We start from the raw sequence: 20,263 nt of genomic DNA on the forward strand, positions 1-20,263 counted from the left end.
GCAGCCATGGCTTGCCCGCGAAGGCTATACCGCTGTGTTCGGGTCCAGTACCGTATCCACTGCCTCATCCAGCATCAGCGGATAATCCAGCGTGTAATGCAGCCCGCGTGACTCCTTGCGCGCCATGGCTGAGCGAATCATCAGTTCAGCCACTTGCGCCAGGTTACGCAGCTCGATCAAGTCGCGGCTGACTTTATAGTTGCTGTAGAACTCGTCGATTTCGTCCAGCAGCAAGCGTACCCGATGCTGGGCGCGTTGCAGCCGCTTGGTGGTACGTACGATCCCGACGTAGTCCCACATGAAGCGCCGCAGCTCGTCCCAGTTGTGGGCGATGATCACGTCCTCATCCGAATCGGTGACCTGGCTGGCGTCCCAGCCCGGCAACTGTTCGGGCATCGGTGTACTGGACAGCTGCTCGACGATATCGGCGGCGGCCGAACGGCCGTACACGAAGCATTCCAGCAGCGAGTTGCTGGCCATGCGGTTGGCCCCGTGCAGGCCGGTGAAGCTGGTTTCGCCGATGGCATACAGGCCTGGCACATCGGTGCGGCCTTGTCGATCGACCATGACGCCACCGCAGGTGTAATGCGCGGCGGGCACCACTGGAATGGGCTGACGGGTGATATCGATGCCGAACGTCAGGCAGCGCTCGTATACCGTGGGGAAGTGCGCTTTGACGAAATCGGCCGGTTTATGGCTGATGTCCAGGTACACGCAATCCACGCCCAGGCGCTTCATCTCGTGGTCGATGGCGCGGGCCACGATGTCGCGCGGGGCTAGCTCGCCACGCGGGTCGAAGCGCTGCATGAAACGATCGCCGTTAGGCAGCTTGAGGATGGCGCCTTCGCCGCGCAGCGCCTCGGTGACCAAAAAGCTCTTGGCCTGCGGGTGATACAGGCAGGTCGGGTGGAACTGGTTGAACTCAAGGTTGGCGACTCGGCAGCCGGCGCGCCAGGCCATGGCGATACCGTCGCCGCATGCGCCGTCGGGGTTGCTGGTATAGAGGTAGACCTTGGCCGCGCCGCCGGTGGCGACAATGGTGAAGCGCGCGCCGAAGGTATCGACCTCGCCGCTGCGACGATCAAGCACGTAGGCGCCCAGGCAGCGATCACCGCTCAGGCCCAGACGTCGTTCGGTGATCAGATCGACGGCGACGCGCTGCTCCAGCAATTCGATGTTTGGTCGTTGCCGTGCTTGTTCGAGCAAAGCGGTGAAGATCGCCGCGCCCGTAGCGTCGGCGGCATGGATAATGCGGCGGTGGCTGTGGCCGCCTTCGCGGGTCAGGTGATATTCGAAATGGCCGTCGTCGGGTTCGCTACTGTCGTCGCGGGTAAATGGCACGCCTTGCGCGATCAGCCATTCGATGGCTTCGCGACTGTGTTCGACGGTAAAGCGCACCGCGTCTTCGTGGCACAGGCCGCCGCCGGCATTGAGGGTGTCCTCGACGTGGGACTGCACGGTGTCGGTGTCGTCAAGCACCGCAGCGACGCCCCCTTGGGCCCAGAACGTCGAACCATTATGCAGGTCACCCTTGCTCAGGACCGCCACACGCACATCGCTCGGCAGGTTCAGCGCCAGGCTCAAACCTGCCGCGCCGCTGCCGATGACCAGAACATCATGTTGGAACTGTTGAGTCATTATTATGATTCCACGAGACGACTGACGAAGGCGGGACAGACCGCCAAGAATCAAGCTTCACCGCGGTCGCGGGCTTGCCGCGGCCGGTTCCCGGGCGACGGCCGGGTCGGCAGGGGAAAAGGTTCCCTAGTATATAGACAGGCGTAGCGGCACAATAGCGGGCTGCATCGCACGAAAGCTTGAAAATTCAGAGGGAACTTTCTGTATGGGCGTTGAATCCATAAGGGGTTACCTATAAAAGGTACAGCGTCGAATCGGCTGTGCACTTGCGCTTGCGAAGCACTTCGGGTTTCAACGACAAGATTATTGGCGCAGCCGGCCCGGTCCGTGCTGCGTTTTTCGTGCAGCGCCCGGACTGGCTGCGGGAAAACTTGCTTGGAGGGGAGAACTTTTGCGAAAAGCCCGAGTCTATGTTTGCAAGCCTGAACGATGCCTTTTGCGATGCTCCTTAACGTTCACTGAGGAGTGTGCATGCTAACCCAGGAAGAGGATCAGCAGCTGGTTGAACGCGTCCAGCGCGGAGACCGGCGAGCTTTCGATCTGTTAGTACTCAAGTACCAGCACAAGATTCTCGGTTTGATCGTGCGCTTCGTGCACGACACTCATGAGGCTCAGGACGTCGCGCAGGAAGCGTTCATCAAGGCGTACCGGGCTCTTGGCAACTTTCGCGGTGATAGCGCGTTTTACACGTGGCTGTACCGTATCGCCATCAACACGGCGAAAAACTATCTGGTGTCCCGCGGACGCCGGCCGCCAGATAGCGATGTGAGTTCTGAAGATGCAGAGTTCTACGACGGTGATCACGGTCTCAAGGATCTTGAGTCTCCGGAGCGCGCTCTGCTGCGGGATGAAATCGAGGGCACTGTCCATCGGACCATCCAGCAACTGCCAGAAGATTTACGTACGGCGCTAACTTTACGTGAATTCGACGGTCTGAGTTATGAAGACATTGCGAGTGTCATGCAGTGTCCGGTGGGTACCGTTCGCTCTCGGATATTCCGAGCTCGGGAAGCCATCGATAAAGCCCTGCAGCCGTTGTTGCAGGAATCCTGAGACAGCGGCGATAGCCAAGAGAGGAACGCCATGAGTCGTGAAGCCCTGCAGGAATCGCTGTCCGCAGTGATGGATAACGAAGCGGACGAACTGGAATTACGTCGGGTATTGACTGCCCTTGACGATGCCGAAACACGTGCCACCTGGTCTCGCTACCAAGTTGCCCGTGCAGTCATGCACAAAGACCTGCTCAATCCGAAACTGGATCTGGCAGCGGCTGTGTCGGCTGCTCTGGCTGATGAGGCGGTGCCGGCCAAGTCCAAGCCGCGTGCCTGGCGTAGCCTGGGTCGCCTGGCGGTCGCCGCCTCCGTTACCGTCGCCGTGCTGGCAGGCGTGCGCCTGTACAACCACGACGAAGTCACTGGCGCACAGCTTGCACAACAGCAGTCTGTACAGTCGGGTCCTTCGGTGCCACAAGCGCAAGGCCCAGCAGTATTGGCTAACTACACCGAGGGCGCTGAGCAGCCGAGCACCGGGCCAATGGCCAACGGCGTTCTGCAGAACCAGGCCGGCTGGCAAGACCAGAAGCTGCCAGGCTACCTGCGCCAGCATGCTCAGGAAGCTGCCGTAAAGGGCACTGACACCGCGCTGCCATACGCTCGCGCTGCGAGCCTGGAAAACCGTTAAGGAGCTTCATGCGCGGTTCAACCCTAGTCACGTTATTGCTCGGTGGGTGTCTGAGCGTCCCGGCCTTCGCGGCCAGCGACGCTTCACAGTGGCTTAATCGCCTGGCGCAAGCCGAGCAGCAGCAGAGTTATCAGGGTACCTTCGTTTACGAACGCAGTGGCAGTTTCTCCACTCATGACATCTGGCATCGTGCCCAAGGCACCAAGGTCAGCGAGCGTCTGTTGCAGCTCGATGGCTCTGCCCAGGAAGTCACGCGTGTGAACGGCCAGACGCAGTGCGTCAGCGGTGCCCTGGTGCCGGGCGTGAGTGTCGCCCCGGCTACATCTCCCAGACCTCTCGATCCCTTGAAGCTCATGTCCTGGTACGACCTCTCGGTCGCCGGGGAATCGCGCGTGGCGGGTCGTAAAGCCACCATCGTGACCATGACGCCCAAGGATCAATACCGCTATGGTTTCGAGCTGCATCTGGACAGCGAGACCGGCTTGCTCCTCAAGTCGTTGTTGCTCAACGACAAAGGGCAGTTGCTCGAGCGCTTCCAGTTCACTCGATTCGATCCGACGAGCCCCAGCGATACTGACCTGAGCGCCAGCAAGAACTGCAATCCGGTGGCGCAAGTGGCGGCGCTCAAGGATCCGTCGGGGCCGATCAATTGGCATTCCGACTGGCTTCCCCCCGGTTTCGAGCTGGCCAATAGCGCGGTGCGCAAGGATCCTGACAGCAAGTCGACCGTCAGCAGCTTGATGTATGACGATGGCTTGGCGCGTTTCTCGGTCTTCCTGGAGCCGCTCAATGGTGCCAAGGCTACGGATGCGCGCACCCAATTGGGCCCGACCGCCGCCGTGTCGCGGCGCTTGAGTACGCCCAAGGGTGACGTCATGGTCACGGTGGTGGGTGAAATCCCGATTGGTACGGCCGAGCGCATCGCCCTGTCGATGCGTCCTCTCGACCCCCAGGCCAAGCAGTGACCGACCCTTGCCGGCGCGGTGTTTCAGCGTCCGGCGAGGCTCTCGCGCAGGCTTTGACAGAGTTTTCATGCTTGCGCTGGCAAGATGAAAATTCAGTGTCTTCGGTTGCAAAAGCATCTGAATTTTCTTATAGCTCAGCTCTGCAGGACGTTGATGGCGCCGCCGTTGTTCAGGTCGCGCGATCTTCGCCATGAGCGCGCGTGCAGTCGTGATGGCTGTGCGCAGCGGCTGCTCCATGAGGGTGGCCAGTGCTGAACATGTTGCTAAACAACGTTGCTTAATTTCGCTCGTTGTAAACGGGAGCCGTATGTCGATACCACGTTTCAAATCCTACCTTTCCATCTGCGCTGCGGTGCTGATGCTTGGCCAGATTGCAGCCGTGCAGGCCGAGGCGTTGCCGGACTTCACCACCTTGGTCGAGCAGGCCTCGCCGGCAGTGGTGAACATCAGTACCACGCAAAAACTCGACAGCAAGACTGCTAGTGCCGATATGCCGGACCTCGACAGCCTGCCGCCGATGTTCCGCGATTTCTTCGAGCGCAACATGCCCAAGGGTCAGAAGTCGCCGCGCGGCGATCGCCAGCGTGAAGCGCAGTCATTGGGCTCGGGCTTCATCATTTCTCCCGACGGTTACGTGCTGACCAACAATCACGTGATCGCCGATGCCGATTCGATCATCGTACGCTTGTCCGATCGCAGCGAGCTGAAGGCCAAGCTGGTGGGTAACGATCCGCGCAGTGACGTGGCGTTGCTGAAAATCGACGGCAAGAATCTGCCGACAGTCAAACTCGGGGATTCCGACAAGCTCAAGGTAGGTGAATGGGTGCTGGCGATCGGCTCGCCGTTCGGCTTCGACCATTCGGTTACCAAAGGTATCGTCAGCGCCAAGGGCCGGACCCTGCCGAACGACGCTTATGTGCCGTTCATCCAGACCGACGTGGCGATCAACCCTGGCAACTCCGGCGGCCCGCTGTTCAACATGGCCGGTGAAGTGGTTGGCATCAATTCGCAGATATTCACCCGTTCCGGCGGCTTCATGGGCCTGTCGTTCGCGATCCCGATCGATGTGGCGCTGGACGTTTCCAATCAGCTGAAAAAAGACGGCAAGGTGAATCGCGGCTGGCTGGGCGTGGTGATCCAGGAGGTCAACAAGGACCTCGCCGAATCCTTCGGTCTGGACAAGCCTGCCGGTGCGCTGGTGGCGCAGATCATGCCCGATGGCCCGGCGGCCAAGGCCGGCCTGCAAGTGGGTGACGTGATCCTGAGCATGAATGGCCAGCCAATCGACATGTCGGCTGACCTGCCGCACCTCGTGGGTGGTCTCAAGGCGGGCGCCAAGGCCAGTCTTGACGTGGTCCGTGAGGGCAAGCACCGCACCGTCGACGTGACCGTGGGCGCCATGCCGACCGACGATCCGGACATGAATGGCAATGCTCAGGGCTCGGCGGATACCGACAGCAATCGCCTGGGGCTGACCGTCGGCGACCTGACCGCCGATCAGAAAAAAGAACTGCAATTGCAGAACGGCATCCTGGTCAAGGATGTGCAGGACGGCCCGGCAGCCATGATCGGCCTGCAGCCAGGCGACGTCATCACTCACCTGAACAATCAGCCGCTGACCTCGGCCAAGCAGTTCAGCGACATCGCCAAGGCGTTGCCGAAGAATCGTTCGGTGTCGATGCGCGTGTTGCGCGACGGCCGTGCGAGCTTCATCACCTTCAAGCTGGCCGAATGATCGGCTAACCGGTGGCAACACAAAAAGGGCGGCCCACGGGTCGCCCTTTTTTATGGCTGCTATCCCTGTGGGAGCTGGGCGACGCTTATGCGCACACGCCCGTGTAAATCAGGTACAATTCCCGGCTATTTTTCGTTGGGCGTCCGGCCCGCAGCCTTATTCGAGTGTTGATCCGTGAGTGATTTGAGTCATATCCGCAATTTCTCCATCATCGCCCACATTGACCATGGCAAGTCGACACTCGCCGATCGGTTCATTCAGATGTGCGGTGGTCTTGCCGATCGCGAAATGGAAGCCCAGGTACTGGATTCCATGGACCTGGAGCGTGAGCGCGGTATCACCATCAAGGCCCACAGTGTCACGCTGTATTACACGGCCCAGGATGGCAAGACCTACCAGCTGAACTTCATCGATACTCCCGGCCACGTCGACTTCACCTACGAAGTCAGCCGCTCGCTGGCGGCCTGTGAAGGCGCGTTGCTGGTGGTCGATGCCGGCCAGGGTGTCGAGGCGCAGTCGGTCGCCAACTGCTACACCGCTATCGAGCAGGGCCTGGAAGTCATGCCGGTCCTCAACAAGATGGACCTGCCCCAGGCCGATCCGGATCGCGTCAAGGACGAGATCGAAAAAATCATCGGCATCGACGCCACCGATGCCGTGGCCTGCAGCGCCAAGAGCGGCATGGGCGTGCTCGAAGTGCTGGAGCGTCTGGTGCAGACCATCCCTGCGCCGACCGGTGATATAGAAGCGCCACTGCAAGCGTTGATCATCGATTCCTGGTTCGACAACTATCTGGGCGTGGTCTCGCTGGTGCGCGTGCGCCAGGGCCGCGTCAAGAAGGGCGACAAGATTCTGGTCAAGTCCACCGGCAAGGTGCACCTGGTCGACAGCGTCGGCGTGTTCACCCCCAAGCACACCGCCACCGCTGACCTCAAGGCCGGCGAAGTGGGCTTCATCATCGGCAGCATCAAGGATATCCACGGTGCTCCGGTCGGCGACACGCTGACCCTGAGCAGCACCCCGGACGTCGACGTGCTCCCGGGCTTCAAGCGCATTCAGCCGCAGGTCTACGCTGGCCTGTTCCCGGTCAGCTCGGATGACTTCGAAGACTTCCGCGATGCCCTGCAAAAGCTCACGCTCAACGACTCGTCGCTGCAGTACTCGCCAGAAAGCTCCGATGCCCTTGGCTTCGGTTTCCGTTGCGGCTTCCTTGGCATGCTGCACATGGAAATCATCCAGGAGCGCCTCGAGCGCGAGTACGACCTGGACCTGATCACCACCGCGCCAAGCGTGATTTTCGAAGTCGTGCTCAAGACCGGTGAAACCATTTACGTGGATAACCCGTCGAAGCTGCCGGATATTTCATCTGTCGAAGACTTCCGCGAGCCTATCGTCTCTGCGACTATCCTTGTGCCTCAAGAGCACCTGGGCAACGTCATTACCCTGTGCATTGAAAAGCGCGGCGTTCAGCGGGACATGCAATTCCTCGGCAGCCAGGTGCAAGTTCGCTATGACCTGCCGATGAACGAAGTGGTGCTGGACTTCTTCGATCGATTGAAATCCACCAGTCGCGGTTATGCTTCGCTCGACTATCACTTCGATCGCTACCAGTCGGCCAATCTGGTCAAGCTGGATGTACTGATCAATGGTGACAAGGTAGATGCGTTGGCGTTGATCGTGCACAGGGACAACGCGCACTACAAAGGCCGCGCGTTGACCGAGAAGATGAAAGAACTGATTCCGCGGCAGATGTTCGACGTGGCAATTCAGGCCGCCATCGGTGGTCAGATTGTTGCCCGGCAAACTGTCAAGGCACTCAGAAAGAACGTACTGGCCAAATGTTACGGCGGCGACGTCAGCCGTAAACGCAAACTGCTCGAGAAGCAGAAGGCTGGTAAAAAACGCATGAAGCAGGTCGGTAACGTGGAGATTCCACAAGAAGCCTTCCTCGCCGTGCTCAGGTTGGAATAGTCAGGTCCTATGTCTCTAAATTTCCCGCTGTTGTTGGTCATTGCTGTAGCAGTTTGCGGTGTGCTGGGGTTGCTCGATCTGATCTTCCTGGCGCCGCGTCGGCGTTCGGCGATTGCCAATTATCAGGCCAGCGTCGGCGAGCCTGATATCGCGGTGGTCGAGCAACTCGACAAAGAACCCTTGCTGATCGAATACGGCAAGTCGTTCTTTCCTGTGTTGTTCATCGTCCTGGTGCTGCGCTCGTTTCTGGTCGAGCCCTTCCAGATTCCGTCGGGGTCGATGATCCCGACCCTGCAAGTGGGCGATTTCATCCTCGTCAACAAATTCTCCTACGGCATTCGCCTGCCGGTGATCGACGAGAAGGTCATCCCAGTCGGCGATCCGCAGCGTGGCGACGTCATGGTGTTCCGCTACCCGAGCGACCCTGATGTGAACTACATCAAGCGCGTCGTAGGTGTGCCAGGCGACAAGATCCGCTATACCAAAGAGAAGCAGCTGTACATCAACGATCAGTTGGTGTCCGAGCAGTTGGTGGGCGATGAGCCGGGTTCGATGGGCACGGCGCAGTTGTACCGCGAGCAGTTGGGCGAGGCTGAACATTTGATCCGTCAGCAAATGACTCGCTACAACATGCCACCGGAAAGCCAGTGGACGGTGCCGGAAGGGCACTACTTCATGATGGGCGACAACCGTGACAACTCCAACGACAGCCGTTACTGGGATGACCCCAACATTCCCAAGGACGAACTGGGCATGGTCCCCGACAAGAATATCGTCGGCAAGGCATTTGCCGTGTGGATGAGCTGGCCAGAGCCTAAACTCAGCCATTGGCCGAGCCTCTCCCGAGTCGGCCTGATCAAATGATCGAGCGCGGCGCTGTCCTGGACAGCGCCGAATGTTTTTTACGGGATGACCTTATAACGAGTTTTCGCCATGACAGCAGTTCGTTCGCAGCAAGGTCTATCGTTCGCCGGCTGGTTGTTGACCCTGGCGATTGTTGCGTTTGTGGTCAGCGTCGCGCTCAAGGTCGTGCCGCACTACACCGATTACTGGTCGGTGAAAAAGAGTATCGAAACGGCCATGGCCGACAAGTCGATACTCAGCAAAGAAGAATTATTTGCTCGTGTGCAGAAGGACATGAGCATCAACAGTATCCGGGATGTGGATTTGGACAAGGCATTAACCGTGCGTGAGTCGGCAGAGGGCTTCAAGGGCCAACTGCAGTATGAACAGCGTGATCCACTGATCGGTAATCTCGATATCGTGGTGAAGTTCAACCACGAATTCAACGTGGGTAAACCGTGAGCGTTTCATTGAGTCGTCTCGAGCGTCAGCTCGGCTACACCTTCAAAGACCAGGACTTGATGGTCCTGGCCCTGACGCACCGCAGTTTTGCGGGGCGCAACAACGAACGCCTGGAGTTCCTGGGCGACGCCATTCTCAACTTCGTCGCTGGCGAAGCCTTGTTCGATCGCTTCCCGCAGGCCCGTGAAGGCCAGTTGTCTCGCTTGCGCGCGCGCCTGGTCAAGGGAGAAACCCTGGCCTTGCTGGCCCGCGGCTTCGGGCTGGGCGAGTACCTGCGCCTGGGTTCGGGTGAGCTCAAGAGCGGTGGCTTTCGCCGCGAGTCGATCCTGGCCGACGCCCTCGAAGCGTTGATTGGTGCCATCTACCTCGATGCCGGCATGGATGCGGCGCGAGAGCGCGTGCTGGCCTGGCTGACCGGCGAGTTCGAGGGCCTGACGTTGGTCGACACCAACAAGGACCCGAAGACCCGCCTGCAGGAATTCCTCCAGTCCCGTGGTTGCGAACTGCCGCGCTACGAGGTGGTGGACATCCAGGGTGACCCCCACTGCCGCTTGTTCTTCGTTGAATGCGAAGTCCTGTTGTTGAATGAAAAGAGCCGTGGGCAGGGCGTCAGCCGGCGCATCGCCGAGCAGGTGGCAGCCGCCGCCGCATTGATCGCCCTGGGCGTGGAGAATGGTAATGACTGATACAACTTCCAACCGTTGTGGCTATGTGGCCATCGTCGGTCGCCCCAATGTGGGCAAGTCCACGCTGCTCAACCATATCCTTGGTCAGAAGCTGGCGATCACCTCGCGCAAGCCGCAGACCACTCGCCACAACATGCTGGGTATCAAGACCGAAGGCGCCGTGCAGGCGATCTACGTCGACACCCCCGGCATGCACAAGGCCAACGAGAAAGCCCTCAATCGCTACATGAACAAGACCGCCTCGGCCGCCCTCAAGGACGTTGACGTGGTGATTTTCGTGGTTGACCGCACCCGTTGGACCGACGAGGACCAAATGGTGCTCGAGCGTGTTCAGTACGTGCAGGGCCCGGTGATCGTGGCGCTGAACAAGACCGACCGCATCGAGGACAAGGCCGAGCTGATGCCGCACCTGACCTGGCTGCAAGAGCAACTGCCGAATGCGCAGATCATGCCGATTTCCGCCCAGCATGGTCACAACCTCGAAGCGCTGGAACGGGTGATTGCCGAGCACCTGCCGGAGAACGAGCACTTCTTCCCGGAAGACCAGATCACCGATCGCAGCAGCCGCTTCCTGGCTGCCGAGCTGGTGCGTGAAAAGATCATGCGCCAGCTGGGTGCCGAGCTGCCGTACCAGATCACGGTCGAGATCGAAGAGTTCAAGCAGCAAGGCAAGACCTTGCATATCCATGCGCTGATTCTGGTTGAGCGCGATGGCCAGAAGAAGATCATCATTGGCGACAAGGGCGAGCGTATCAAGCGCATCGGTACCGAAGCGCGCCGCGACATGGAGCTGCTGTTCGACTCCAAGGTCATGCTCAACCTGTGGGTGAAGGTCAAGGGCGGGTGGTCCGACGACGAGCGCGCCTTGCGTTCGCTGGGCTATAACGACCAGGTTTGACGGCCGCGCTTTTTCCCCCGGTGGGAGTGAGCTCTGGTCGCGAAGAGGCCAGCAGGGACACCGCATCAACTTCTTCGCGAGCAGAGCTCGCTCCTACAGGGGGCATGTGTGACATGCCCCTGTTGCCTGTTAAGGTAACCGCTCATGTCCAACCCTCCCGACGCACAACCGGCCTATGTCCTCCACAGCCGGGCCTATCGCGAAAACAGCGCACTGGTCGACTTCCTCACTCCGCAAGGGCGTCTGCGTGCGGTATTGCGCAGCGCCCGAGGCAAGGCGGGCACCCTGGCGCGGCCGTTCGTGCCGCTGGAAGCCGAGTTTCGCGGCCGCAGCGAGTTGAAGAACGTCGGCCGCATGGAGGCCGCCGGCGTGGCCAGTTGGCTGGTGGGCGATGCGTTGTTCAGCGGGCTGTACCTCAACGAGTTGTTGATTCGCCTGTTGCCCGCCGAGGATCCACACCCTGGCGTGTTCGATCACTATGCCGCGACCCTGCAGGCGCTGGGCGCCGGCCGGCCGTTGGAGCCCTTGCTGCGCTCGTTCGAATGGCGGCTGCTGGATGATCTGGGCTATGGCTTCGCGCTGGACACCGACATCAATGGCGATGCCGTGGAGTCAGACGGCCTGTATCGGCTGCTGACCGATGCGGGCCTGGAGCGAGTATGGTTGGTGCAGCCTGGCCTGTTCAACGGTACCGACTTGCTGGCCATGGCCGAAGCCGACTGGTCGGCCCCAGGCGCGTTGCTGGCGGCCAAGCGGCTGATGCGCCAGGCGCTGGCGGTGCACCTGGGCGGTCGCCCGCTGGTCAGTCGCGAGCTATTTCGCAAGTCTTGAGGCTGGGGTCGTTAACGCGGGCCTCTTCGCGGGCAAGCCTTGCTCCCACGGTTGTACGCCGCCGGGCCTGTGTGCTGTGGGAGAAAAGCTTGCTCGCGAAGAGGCCCTCCCTGACACCCTGCAACTGTTTCCCCCCACCGCGCCACCACGTATCCTTGTACCCCTTCACCATTCAGGAGCCAGCCCGTGACCACCAGTAACCGAATCCTTCTTGGCGTGAACATCGATCACGTGGCCACCCTGCGTCAGGCACGAGGCACGCGCTATCCAGACCCGGTCAAGGCGGCGCTGGACGCGGAAGAGGCGGGCGCCGATGGCATCACCGTGCATCTGCGCGAAGACCGCCGGCATATCCAGGACCGCGACGTGTTGTTGCTCAAGGACGTGCTGCAAACGCGCATGAACTTCGAGATGGGCGTCACCGAAGAGATGCTCGCCTTCGCTGAGCGCCTACGCCCGGCCCATGTGTGCCTGGTGCCGGAAACCCGCCAGGAACTGACCACCGAGGGCGGCCTGGACGTCGCTGGCCAGGAAGCGCGGATCAAAGCGGCGGTCGAGCGTTTGAGCGCGGTGGGCTGTGAAGTATCGCTGTTCATCGATGCCGACGAGCAACAGATCGCCGCATCGCAGCGGATCGGCGCACCGGCCATCGAGTTGCACACCGGCCGTTACGCCGATGCGACGACGCCGACCGAGGTCGCCCTCGAACTCAAGCGTGTGGCGGATGGTGTGGCCTTTGGCCTGACCCAGGGCCTGATCGTCAACGCCGGCCACGGCCTGCATTACCACAACGCCGAAGCGATCGCAGCGATCAAGGGCATCAACGAATTGAACATCGGCCACGCGTTGGTGGCGCATGCGCTGTTCGTGGGGTTCAAGGCAGCGGTAGCCGAGATGAAAGCGTTGATCGTCGCGGCGGCGCGTTAAGTAAGCAGAATTCTACGGCGCTTTGCCCGGCCCTTCGCCGCCGCACGCGCCCCCTTGCTCCCACAGTCATACTGACCTGTGGGAGCAAGGGGGGCCTTACTGACTACAAAAAATCACGGCACAAACGGCAAATCCCGCTTGTGCTGAGTCTGGTCATAAGTGCGCACGATGATGTTGTAGGCCTCTTCGCTCACCGGCTGCCCATGCAAAAATGCATCGATCTGCGCGTAGGTCACGCCATGTGACTCTTCATCCGGCTTGCCGGGGCGCAGCTCTTCGAGATCGGCGGTCGGCACCTTTTGCACCAGATTATCCGGCGCCCCCAGGTAACGCGCGATGCTACGCACCTGGTTCTTCACCAGCCCGCTCAAAGGCGCCAGGTCGCACGCGCCATCACCGAACTTGGTGAAAAAGCCCATCACCGCTTCAGCGGCGTGGTCAGTACCGATCACCAGGCCGTTGTTGGCGTTGGCGATGGTGTACTGCGCCACCATGCGGATGCGCGCCTTGGCGTTGCCGACCACGAAATCGCGACGAGCATCGCTCAGCCCATGCAGATGGGTGACCTGCTCCGATAGCCCGAGCACAGCGCCGGCAATGTTGACAGTGTCCTCGACATCGGCGCGGATGAAGGTCATCGACGCGCTGGCGTCTTCTTCGTCGTGCTGCTTGTTATAGGGCAGGCGCACGGCGATGAAACGATAGCCCTCGTCGCCAGTCTCGGCGCGCAGCTCCTCGACCGACAGTTGTGCCAGTCGCCCGGCGGTGAGCGAGTCGACGCCGCCGCTGATGCCCAGCACCAGCACTTTGAGCTTGGCGTTGCGCAGCGTCTGCTTGATGAACTGCTTGCGTCGCGCGATCTGCGCCTCGATCGCGGCGTCGTCGGCGAACGGCGGCACTACGTCCAGGGCTTGGGCAATTTCGCTTTGACGATTGCTCATGTCGGTCTCCTTGAAGGTATCTGGGCAAATTGGCAGGGGCATGAATGCGCTTACTTTAACAGCGATAGCCCGGTTGTAGAGCGTCCGGCACTGCGACTTCATGTACCTTTCTTCATCGCGAATAGGAAGTGTTATCAGGTAAAATGCCAAACTCACTGCTCATTCATGCCCTGAAAGAGGTCGTCATGCGTTTCGGTTTTCCCTCCCTCAAAGGCTCTACCGCTGCTGTCGCAGCTGTACTCCTGACCCTTTGCAGCCACGCGGCGCTGGCCCTCACGGTCACCGACATCGCCGGGCGCAAGGTGGATATTCCGGAAAAGGTCGATCACGTCCTGCTAGGTGAAGGGCGCATGCTGTATTCGGTGGCGATGCTGGAGGGCAAGGAGCCGTTCAAGCGCATCGTCGGCTGGCAGGGTGAATTGAAGACGGTCGACGCCCAGGGCTACGCCGCCTATCAGGCCAGATTCCCGCAGATCGACCAGTTGCCGCGTATCGGCACCACCTCCGAGGCCAGCGTCAGCCCGGAAAAAGTCCTGGCGCTGCATCCGGACATCGCCATCTTCGGGGTCGCCGGTCATGGCCCAGGGGTCAAGAACGAAATCGTCGAGCAATTGCAGCAGGCCGGCGTACCGGTGGTGTTCATCGACTTCCGCCAGCACCCGTTGCAGAACACCATCCCCAGCCTGCGCTTGCTGGGGCAGGCCTTGCATCGCGAGCAGCAGGCCCAGGACTATATCGACTTCTACCAGCAGCACCTCAAGCGGGTGCAAGACGTGGTCAGCCAGATCCCCGAAAGCCAGCGCCCCAGCGTGTTCATCGAGATGCTCGCCGGCTACGGCAAAGGCGGCGTGCCGTGCTGCCACACCGCCGGCGACGGCAACATGGGGGACTTCATCAAGGCCGCCGGTGGCAACAATATCGCCGCCAAGCTGCTGCCGGGCCCCATCGGCGACATCAATCTGGAGAAGCTGATCAGTGCCGATCCGCGCTTCTATCTGGTCAGCGGTACCCGTGACAGCGCCTCCACCGAGCCAGGCCTGAAGGCCGGTGCCGGGGTCAGCGATGCCACTGCCCGCGCCAGTCTGCAGCCGTTGATCGCCCGCGAGGGCATCGCCAGCCTGACCGCCGTGCGCGAGGGCCGTGTGCACGGTGTGTGGCACAACTTCTATGATTCGCCTTACAACATCCTCGCGATCGAAGCCATGGCCAAGTGGTTCTACCCCGAGCAGTTCAAGGACCTCGACCCGAACAAGACCCTGGCCGAGCTGCAGCAGCGCTTTTTGCCAGTGGACATCAGCGGCGCCTACTGGGTCGACCTGAAGCCTGCACCGTGAACGCCAAGGTCGATCCATCCTCATCCGCCGAGGAAGCGGGCTGCGCCTCCGGCCGACAAGCGTCCCGAACTCCCGCTCTGGCCGACTATCAACGGGTGCTGCGCCGCCGCTTGCTGCTGCTCGGCCTGTTCGTGCTGGCAATCCTTGCCTCTGTGCTGCTCGATTTCACCCTCGGCCCCGCTGGCCTGAGCCTGCACGAGCTGTGGCAGACGCTGGTGGACAAGGCCTCGGTCAGCCCCGGCCAGCAGGTGATCGTCTGGAGCATCCGTCTGCCGCAGGCGCTGATGGCCGTGTTGGTCGGGGCGGCGTTGGGACTGGCGGGTGCCGAGATGCAGACCATCCTCAACAACCCGCTGGCGAGCCCCTTCACCTTGGGCGTGTCCCATGCCGCGGCCTTTGGCGCGGCGCTGGCGATCATCCTCAACCTCGGGCTTCCCGGCGTCCCCAACGAGTGGATCGTGGCGGTCAATGCCTTCGTCTTCGCGGTGATCGCCACCTTGCTGCTGGACCTGATGGCGCGCTGGCGCCAGGCCGATACCGGGGTGGTGGTGCTGTTCGGTATCGCCCTGGGGTTTACCTTTGGTGCGCTGGTGTCGTTGATTCAGTTCGTCGCCAGTGAGGACGCCCTGCAGGCGTTGGTGTTCTGGACCCTGGGCAGCCTGGCTCGGGCGACCTGGTTCAAGCTCGGGTTGTTGGCGTTGGCGTTGCTGATCGCCTTGCCCTGCGCGATGCGCCGCTCGTGGCAGCTGACCGCGTTGCGCCTGGGGGAGGACCGCGCGGCGAGCTTTGGTATCGACGTCAAGCGCCTGCGGTTGGGCACCTTGTTGCGGGTCAGCGTGCTGTCGGCGCTGGCGGTAGCGTTCGTCGGTACCATCGGCTTTATCGGGCTGGTGGGGCCGCATATCTCGCGCCTGCTGTTCGGGGAAGATCATCGCTTCTATCTGCCAGGCAGTGCCTTGGCCGGGGCGTTGATTCTGTCGCTGGCGTCGGTGGCGTCGAAGAATATCGTGCCGGGGGTATTGATCCCGGTGGGGATCGTCACGGCCTTGGTGGGGATTCCGTTTTTCCTCACCATCGTGCTGCGCGGCAAGGGGGTGCGCTGATGCCGGCTATCCATCGCGAAGGCTTGGAGATAGAAGGCCTGCACGTCAGCTATGGCAAACGCGAGATCATCGCGCAGCTGTCGGTGGGGGCGTTACTGCCTGGGCGGGTGACGGCGTTGCTCGGCCCCAACGGTAGTGGCAAATCGACCCTGCTCAAGGCTGCAGCGGGGCTGGTGAGCGCGCGCGGGACGGTCAATCTCGATGGCAATGATCTATTGCGCGCCAGCTTCGCCAGCCGCGTCGAACGCGTGGTGTATCTGCCTCAGAGCCTGCCTGCCAGCGTGCATCTGCGCGTGTTCGAGTCGCTGCTGGTGGCGCGCCGAGCCAGCGGCAACACCGCGCAAGCCGACGACATCGTCGAAGCCGAGAGCCTGTTGGTGCGGTTGGGTATCGAGAGCCTGGCGATGCGCTTTCTCGACGAGCTGTCTGGTGGGCAGAAGCAACTGGTGGGGCTGGCCCAGGCGCTGATTCGCCAGCCGCGCCTGCTGTTGCTCGATGAGCCTTTGAGCGCCCTGGACCTGAATTTCCAGTTTCATGTGATGGAGGTGATCCGCCAGGAGACCGTGCAGCGCAACATGGTGACCTTGATCGTGCTGCACGATATCAATATCAGCCTGCGCCATACGGATCATGTGTTGATGCTCAAGGCCGGGCGGTTGATGGCGGACGGCGCGCCGGCCGAAGTCATCACCGCCCAGTCGCTGGCCCAGGTGTATGGGGTGCGCGGCCGGGTGGAGCGGTGTTCCCAGGGCAATGCGCAGGTGTTGATCGATGGGTTGGTGGCGGCGGTGTCCTGAGAGCGATGTCCTGAGAGATATGAGCTGCCTGAGGATCGATACCGATCCATCCGCCTCACTTACGCGCCTTGATCACCGCCCGCATCGGCGCCGGCAGGCCCTCGAGGGTACGGCTGTGGTCGGCGGGGTCGAGGAAGTCGCTCAGCGACTGGTACTTCATCCACTCGGTGCTGCGTTGTTCCTGCACCGTGGTCACGCTGACGTCCACGCATTCCACGTCGCGGAAACCGGCGCGGCGCAACCATAACTCCAGTGCGGGCACCGACGGCAAAAACCACACGTTGCGCATCTGTGCATAGCGGTCTTCGGGCACCAGCACCTGTTGAACGTCGCCCTCGACTACCAGGGTCTCCAGCACCAGTTCCCCGCCTTTGACCAGGCAGTCCTTGAGCGCCAGCAGGTGCTCGATGGGCGAGCGCCGATGGTAGAACACGCCCATGGAAAACACCGTGTCGAAGCCTTCCAGCCCGGCGGGCAGGTCTTCAAGCGCGAACGGCAGATGCCAGGCGTTGAGTTCGGGCAGATAGCGTTGCACCGCCTGGAACTGACAGAAGAACAGCCAGTTGGGGTCGATGCCGATCACGCTGTCGGCGCCGGCACCGAGCATGCGCCATTGGTAGTAGCCATTGCCACACCCCACATCCAGCACGCGCTTGCCGTGCAGGTCCAGATGCGGTGCCACGCGGGACCACTTCCAATCCGAGCGCCATTCGGTATCGACGTGCACGCCGAACAGATCGAACGGCCCTTTGCGCCACGGCGACAGGCCCATCAGTGCCTGACGCATCTGCGCGCGGGTGGCGTCATCGCATTCGCCATCCAGGCGCAAGCCGTCGAGCAGGTCGATGTCGCTGGGTGTGACCTCGGGCAGCGCATCGAGCGCGCCTTGCCAGCGCTCCAGGTCGCCGTGGCCCTTGTCCATCTTCGCGTCGAGTTGGGCTTGCAGGGTGTTGGCCCAGTCCTGCAGTGGGGTGCCCGCCAAGCGGCGGACCAGAGGAGCGAGATCAATCATGGCAGGGCGATCATCGAGGCGAAGTTGAGGCATTGGAACCAGGGCACCACCTTGGAGAAGCCCGCGGCCAGCAGCAGGTCGCGGTTCTCTTCGAGGCTGGCGGGTTTCATGACGTTTTCAATGGCGCTGCGCTTCTGGGCGATTTCCAGCTCGCTGTAGCCGTTGGCCCGTTTGAAGGCGATGTGCAGATCGGTGAGCAAGGCGTGCTGCTCGGCATCCTCGAAACGCAGTTTCTCCGACAGGATCAGCGCGCCGCCGGGCACCAGTGCCTGACGGATGCGCCCGAGCAGGGCCAGGCGCTGCTCGGGGGCGATGAACTGCAAGGTGAAGTTGAGCGCCACGACGCTGGCGGGCTGGAAGTCCAGCGCGAGAATATCGCCGTCGATGACGTCTACGGGCAGCAACTCCTGAAACATCGAGTCCTGGGCGTTGAGGTATTCTCGGCAGCGCTCGACCATGGCCGCCGAGTTGTCCACCGCCACCACGCGGCAGTCGTCCTGGCGCACGTGGCGGCGCAGGGCCTGGGTCACGGCCCCCAACGAAGCGCCGAGGTCGTAGAGTGTGGTGTGCGGCTGGGCGAACTGCGCCGCGAGCACACCGAGGTTCTCGACGATGGTCGGGTAGCCCGGCACCGAGCGTTTGATCATGTCCGGAAACACCCGCACCACGTCTTCATTGAAGGCGAAATCGGGCACCTGGGGCAGGGGCTGGGCGAAGAGGCGATCGGGTTGTTGGCTCACGGCGGTTCCAGACGGTCACGGAAAACGGTCGCGGATTTTAGCGCAAGCGCGGCTGGGCTGCATGGATTACAGACGGGCGCCGAGCCTGCGGCGTGCCCCTGCTCCCACAGCGGTGGCTGATCTGAAGTCATGCACCCGTGGGGGCAAGGTTGCGCGTTCGGCGGCGAAGAGGCGATCCGCCGCACTACCAATCCAGCCTGTTTTACTTGACGGTCAACGCACAATCAAACGTCTGCACCGGCTTCACCTCCGGCGACCATGGCTGCTGATACACCAGCAACAAATGCCCATCCCCCGATGCCTGCGCCACAAAGCGCCACACCGATTGCCCTGCACCGCCCACCAACCCGGCATCCTCCGGATTGCTGTACACCTCTGGCCCGAGGCTTTTCAACACCCCAGGCGCAGGGTTCTGCACCAGCCAGCGATAGCCGGTGGTGGGGTTGCTGGGCAGGGTGAGGGTCAGGCGCTGGCCGGTGCTTAACTTGAGCGGACACTGGCTTTGCTTGTCGAGCGCCACGTTCTGCGGTAGTTGCTGAGCACAGGCGGCGAGCAGGGCGAGGCTGGCGGGGGCTAGCAGGCGGGCGGCGGACATGATGGCTCCTTCAAGACGGGATGGCACAAGAATAACTCAAGGTCGAAGGAATGAGGTTATCTGCCGCTTGTAAAGCACTTGGCGAAATGCGTCGTTCTTCCCTCGGTAGCTTGTCAACGCTGATTGTTTATAGCTGCGGGGTCACGTATTCGCCAAATCCCTTTACGTAAATCCTGCTCATCGATATAGGGAAGCGTCGTCAAGTCAGCATTGTGATGATCGATCTCATATTTTTTTTGACGTAACAGCGCGAGATCTGCCTGTCCTTTACGCAGACTTTTCGCCGCGGCGGACGACCGTTCCCAACGCAAGCGGAAGTACTGTTCTGCCGCGGTCATGTGCCCCGCAAAAAGCTGCAACTCACCCTGTAAGTTCCGGTAGGCAATTGGTCTGGCTGCCGGTTGAAGCGTCGTTCCCCGTGCCCGTCCAAAAGCGTCAAGCATTTCAACGTGGGCAGCGTCCAGAATATCTGGATTTGCACGGCCGTGGTCGGTAATACTCATATGCCGTATCCGGTCAAATGCTCCAGTTTCTATAAGGGATGAGTGGCTAGCAGTTTCTTCTGCTAATCGTCCTGCACTATTATAACGCTTTTTTCTATTATTTCTTGATATCAGGGTGTGGCGGTTGGTCGAATTGGGTAGTCTGGGTACCCCTCGCAGTTTTGATATATTCACTTTTAAGGGCATGTGGCCGTCCGGATCAATATGATTTACAGGATCGGCACTGCAGTAGGCATAGCTATTGAGTCCACCGCTTGCAAAGGGGCTCCAGCTATCCGGGCTCGTAAATCGCATCAGTATGGAGCTGTATCTTCGATAACCCAATCCAAGCGGGTAATGGCCGTTAAGTAGATCTGGAGGCTCCCCGTTGAAGGCCACGCGCATAGGGAGAAGACGAAGGTCATGTGTGTAGCCGAAAGACGTATAGGCCAAGGTACCTTCGTCATCGACAACTTGCTGTACCGACCGGGCCTGGTCCGTTGCTAGCAGACGACGTCTCGTGTTACTGCGGAAAATATCCATTAGCGTGTTCTCCTTTAATCAAGCGGATAGTCTGATGGGAAAACCGATAATTGTTCAGCTAGTAGAATTGATAGGTTGAC

General features: G+C 61.0%; 20 protein-coding genes. 14 read left to right on the forward strand and 6 right to left on the reverse strand.

Features of this window, described 5'->3' with window-relative positions; genetic code table 11:
- Window positions 1–24 precede the first annotated feature (24 nt).
- Complete coding sequence (gene nadB, locus LIX93_RS06725) at window positions 25–1,638, reverse strand: L-aspartate oxidase (protein WP_226503237.1); 1,614 nt, start codon at window positions 1,636–1,638, stop codon at window positions 25–27.
- Between the two features lie 471 nt (window positions 1,639–2,109).
- On the opposite strand from nadB, the gene rpoE reads away from it, so the two are divergent.
- The 11 genes from rpoE to pdxJ all read left to right on the forward strand — a co-directional run bounded on the left by rpoE (window position 2,110) and on the right by pdxJ (window position 12,636).
- Entirely contained in the window at window positions 2,110–2,691 is a 582-nt protein-coding gene (rpoE, locus tag LIX93_RS06730) for an RNA polymerase sigma factor RpoE (RefSeq protein ID WP_040070299.1), read from the forward strand.
- A gap of 30 nt (window positions 2,692–2,721) precedes the next feature.
- The gene (locus LIX93_RS06735) at window positions 2,722–3,318 is read left to right on the forward strand and encodes an RseA family anti-sigma factor (protein ID WP_226503238.1); all 597 of its coding nucleotides are present in this window, start codon (window positions 2,722–2,724) and stop codon (window positions 3,316–3,318) included.
- Window positions 3,319–3,326: 8 nt separating this feature from the next.
- On the forward strand, window positions 3,327–4,283 hold the full coding sequence (locus LIX93_RS06740; protein ID WP_226503239.1) for a MucB/RseB C-terminal domain-containing protein: 957 nt from the start codon (window positions 3,327–3,329) through the stop codon (window positions 4,281–4,283).
- 307 nt (window positions 4,284–4,590) lie between these two features.
- Window positions 4,591–6,018, forward strand: a complete 1,428-nt coding sequence (locus LIX93_RS06745) for a DegQ family serine endoprotease (protein ID WP_275948743.1) — start codon at window positions 4,591–4,593, stop codon at window positions 6,016–6,018.
- Between the two features lie 174 nt (window positions 6,019–6,192).
- Window positions 6,193–7,989 (forward strand): translation elongation factor 4, encoded by a 1,797-nt coding sequence (lepA, locus tag LIX93_RS06750; RefSeq protein WP_226503240.1) that lies wholly within the window; start codon window positions 6,193–6,195, stop codon window positions 7,987–7,989.
- 9 nt (window positions 7,990–7,998) lie between these two features.
- Window positions 7,999–8,853, forward strand: coding sequence for a signal peptidase I (gene lepB / locus LIX93_RS06755; RefSeq protein WP_226503241.1), 855 nt, complete (start codon window positions 7,999–8,001; stop codon window positions 8,851–8,853).
- Window positions 8,854–8,922: 69 nt separating this feature from the next.
- Window positions 8,923–9,294 (forward strand): DUF4845 domain-containing protein, encoded by a 372-nt coding sequence (locus LIX93_RS06760; RefSeq protein WP_226503242.1) that lies wholly within the window; start codon window positions 8,923–8,925, stop codon window positions 9,292–9,294.
- Window positions 9,291–9,980, forward strand: coding sequence for a ribonuclease III (gene rnc, locus LIX93_RS06765; protein WP_226503243.1), 690 nt, complete (start codon window positions 9,291–9,293; stop codon window positions 9,978–9,980). Before LIX93_RS06760 ends, rnc begins: the two co-directional genes overlap by 4 nt.
- Window positions 9,973–10,878: a GTPase Era gene (gene era / locus LIX93_RS06770; protein ID WP_226503244.1), complete on the forward strand. Its 906-nt coding sequence runs from the start codon at window positions 9,973–9,975 to the stop codon at window positions 10,876–10,878. Before rnc ends, era begins: the two co-directional genes overlap by 8 nt.
- Window positions 10,879–11,022: 144 nt before the next feature.
- Window positions 11,023–11,709 (forward strand): DNA repair protein RecO, encoded by a 687-nt coding sequence (gene recO, locus LIX93_RS06775; RefSeq protein WP_226503245.1) that lies wholly within the window; start codon window positions 11,023–11,025, stop codon window positions 11,707–11,709.
- A 186-nt stretch (window positions 11,710–11,895) separates the two neighbouring features.
- The gene (pdxJ, locus tag LIX93_RS06780; protein ID WP_226503246.1) at window positions 11,896–12,636 is read left to right on the forward strand and encodes a pyridoxine 5'-phosphate synthase; all 741 of its coding nucleotides are present in this window, start codon (window positions 11,896–11,898) and stop codon (window positions 12,634–12,636) included.
- 113 nt (window positions 12,637–12,749) lie between these two features.
- Here pdxJ and nadE read toward each other — a convergent pair whose 3' ends face one another.
- Window positions 12,750–13,577, reverse strand: a complete 828-nt coding sequence (gene nadE / locus LIX93_RS06785; RefSeq protein ID WP_226503247.1) for an ammonia-dependent NAD(+) synthetase — start codon at window positions 13,575–13,577, stop codon at window positions 12,750–12,752.
- Window positions 13,578–13,762: 185 nt separating this feature from the next.
- Here nadE and LIX93_RS06790 point away from each other — a divergent pair, with 185 nt between their 5' ends.
- From LIX93_RS06790 to LIX93_RS06800, 3 genes are all read left to right on the forward strand, one after another.
- Window positions 13,763–14,911 carry an ABC transporter substrate-binding protein gene (locus LIX93_RS06790; RefSeq protein WP_226503248.1) on the forward strand — a complete coding sequence of 383 codons (1,149 nt, stop codon included), beginning with the start codon at window positions 13,763–13,765 and terminating at the stop codon, window positions 14,909–14,911.
- 77 nt (window positions 14,912–14,988) lie between these two features.
- Window positions 14,989–16,014 (forward strand): iron ABC transporter permease, encoded by a 1,026-nt coding sequence (locus LIX93_RS06795; protein ID WP_226503685.1) that lies wholly within the window; start codon window positions 14,989–14,991, stop codon window positions 16,012–16,014.
- On the forward strand, window positions 16,014–16,811 hold the full coding sequence (locus tag LIX93_RS06800) for an ABC transporter ATP-binding protein (protein WP_226503249.1): 798 nt from the start codon (window positions 16,014–16,016) through the stop codon (window positions 16,809–16,811). Before LIX93_RS06795 ends, LIX93_RS06800 begins: the two co-directional genes overlap by 1 nt.
- A 55-nt stretch (window positions 16,812–16,866) precedes the next feature.
- Here the strand turns inward: LIX93_RS06800 and cmoB are convergent, their stop codons facing one another.
- The 4 genes from cmoB to LIX93_RS06820 all read right to left on the reverse strand — a co-directional run bounded on the left by cmoB (window position 16,867) and on the right by LIX93_RS06820 (window position 20,183).
- On the reverse strand, window positions 16,867–17,823 hold the full coding sequence (cmoB, locus tag LIX93_RS06805) for a tRNA 5-methoxyuridine(34)/uridine 5-oxyacetic acid(34) synthase CmoB (protein WP_226503250.1): 957 nt from the start codon (window positions 17,821–17,823) through the stop codon (window positions 16,867–16,869).
- The gene (gene cmoA / locus LIX93_RS06810) at window positions 17,820–18,563 is read right to left on the reverse strand and encodes a carboxy-S-adenosyl-L-methionine synthase CmoA (RefSeq protein ID WP_226503251.1); all 744 of its coding nucleotides are present in this window, start codon (window positions 18,561–18,563) and stop codon (window positions 17,820–17,822) included. Before cmoA ends, cmoB begins: the two co-directional genes overlap by 4 nt.
- A 202-nt stretch (window positions 18,564–18,765) precedes the next feature.
- Complete coding sequence (locus LIX93_RS06815) at window positions 18,766–19,158, reverse strand: protease inhibitor I42 family protein (protein ID WP_226503252.1); 393 nt, start codon at window positions 19,156–19,158, stop codon at window positions 18,766–18,768.
- Between the two features lie 113 nt (window positions 19,159–19,271).
- Window positions 19,272–20,183 carry an RHS repeat-associated core domain-containing protein gene (locus LIX93_RS06820; RefSeq protein WP_226503253.1) on the reverse strand — a complete coding sequence of 304 codons (912 nt, stop codon included), beginning with the start codon at window positions 20,181–20,183 and terminating at the stop codon, window positions 19,272–19,274.
- Window positions 20,184–20,263 lie beyond the last annotated feature (80 nt).

Source organism: Pseudomonas sp. MWU16-30317, from assembly GCF_020515695.1.
GTDB lineage: Bacteria > Pseudomonadota > Gammaproteobacteria > Pseudomonadales > Pseudomonadaceae > Aquipseudomonas.

Bases quoted from the DNA above. Each gene is read 5' to 3' on its own strand.
- cmoB (WP_226503250.1), bottom strand. From the start codon at position 17,823: ATGATTGATCTCGCTCCTCTGGTCCGCCGCTTGGCGGGCACCCCACTG.
- era (WP_226503244.1), top strand. From the start codon at position 9,973: ATGACTGATACAACTTCCAACCGTTGTGGCTATGTGGCCATCGTCGGT.
- nadE (WP_226503247.1), bottom strand. From the start codon at position 13,577: ATGAGCAATCGTCAAAGCGAAATTGCCCAAGCCCTGGACGTAGTGCCG.
- nadB (WP_226503237.1), bottom strand. From the start codon at position 1,638: ATGACTCAACAGTTCCAACATGATGTTCTGGTCATCGGCAGCGGCGCG.
- LIX93_RS06820 (WP_226503253.1), bottom strand. From the start codon at position 20,183: ATGGATATTTTCCGCAGTAACACGAGACGTCGTCTGCTAGCAACGGAC.
- recO (WP_226503245.1), top strand. From the start codon at position 11,023: ATGTCCAACCCTCCCGACGCACAACCGGCCTATGTCCTCCACAGCCGG.
- LIX93_RS06745 (WP_275948743.1), top strand. From the start codon at position 4,591: ATGTCGATACCACGTTTCAAATCCTACCTTTCCATCTGCGCTGCGGTG.
- LIX93_RS06800 (WP_226503249.1), top strand. From the start codon at position 16,014: ATGCCGGCTATCCATCGCGAAGGCTTGGAGATAGAAGGCCTGCACGTC.
- LIX93_RS06790 (WP_226503248.1), top strand. From the start codon at position 13,763: ATGCGTTTCGGTTTTCCCTCCCTCAAAGGCTCTACCGCTGCTGTCGCA.
- LIX93_RS06735 (WP_226503238.1), top strand. From the start codon at position 2,722: ATGAGTCGTGAAGCCCTGCAGGAATCGCTGTCCGCAGTGATGGATAAC.
- LIX93_RS06760 (WP_226503242.1), top strand. From the start codon at position 8,923: ATGACAGCAGTTCGTTCGCAGCAAGGTCTATCGTTCGCCGGCTGGTTG.
- LIX93_RS06740 (WP_226503239.1), top strand. From the start codon at position 3,327: ATGCGCGGTTCAACCCTAGTCACGTTATTGCTCGGTGGGTGTCTGAGC.
- rpoE (WP_040070299.1), top strand. From the start codon at position 2,110: ATGCTAACCCAGGAAGAGGATCAGCAGCTGGTTGAACGCGTCCAGCGC.
- lepB (WP_226503241.1), top strand. From the start codon at position 7,999: ATGTCTCTAAATTTCCCGCTGTTGTTGGTCATTGCTGTAGCAGTTTGC.
- LIX93_RS06815 (WP_226503252.1), bottom strand. From the start codon at position 19,158: ATGTCCGCCGCCCGCCTGCTAGCCCCCGCCAGCCTCGCCCTGCTCGCC.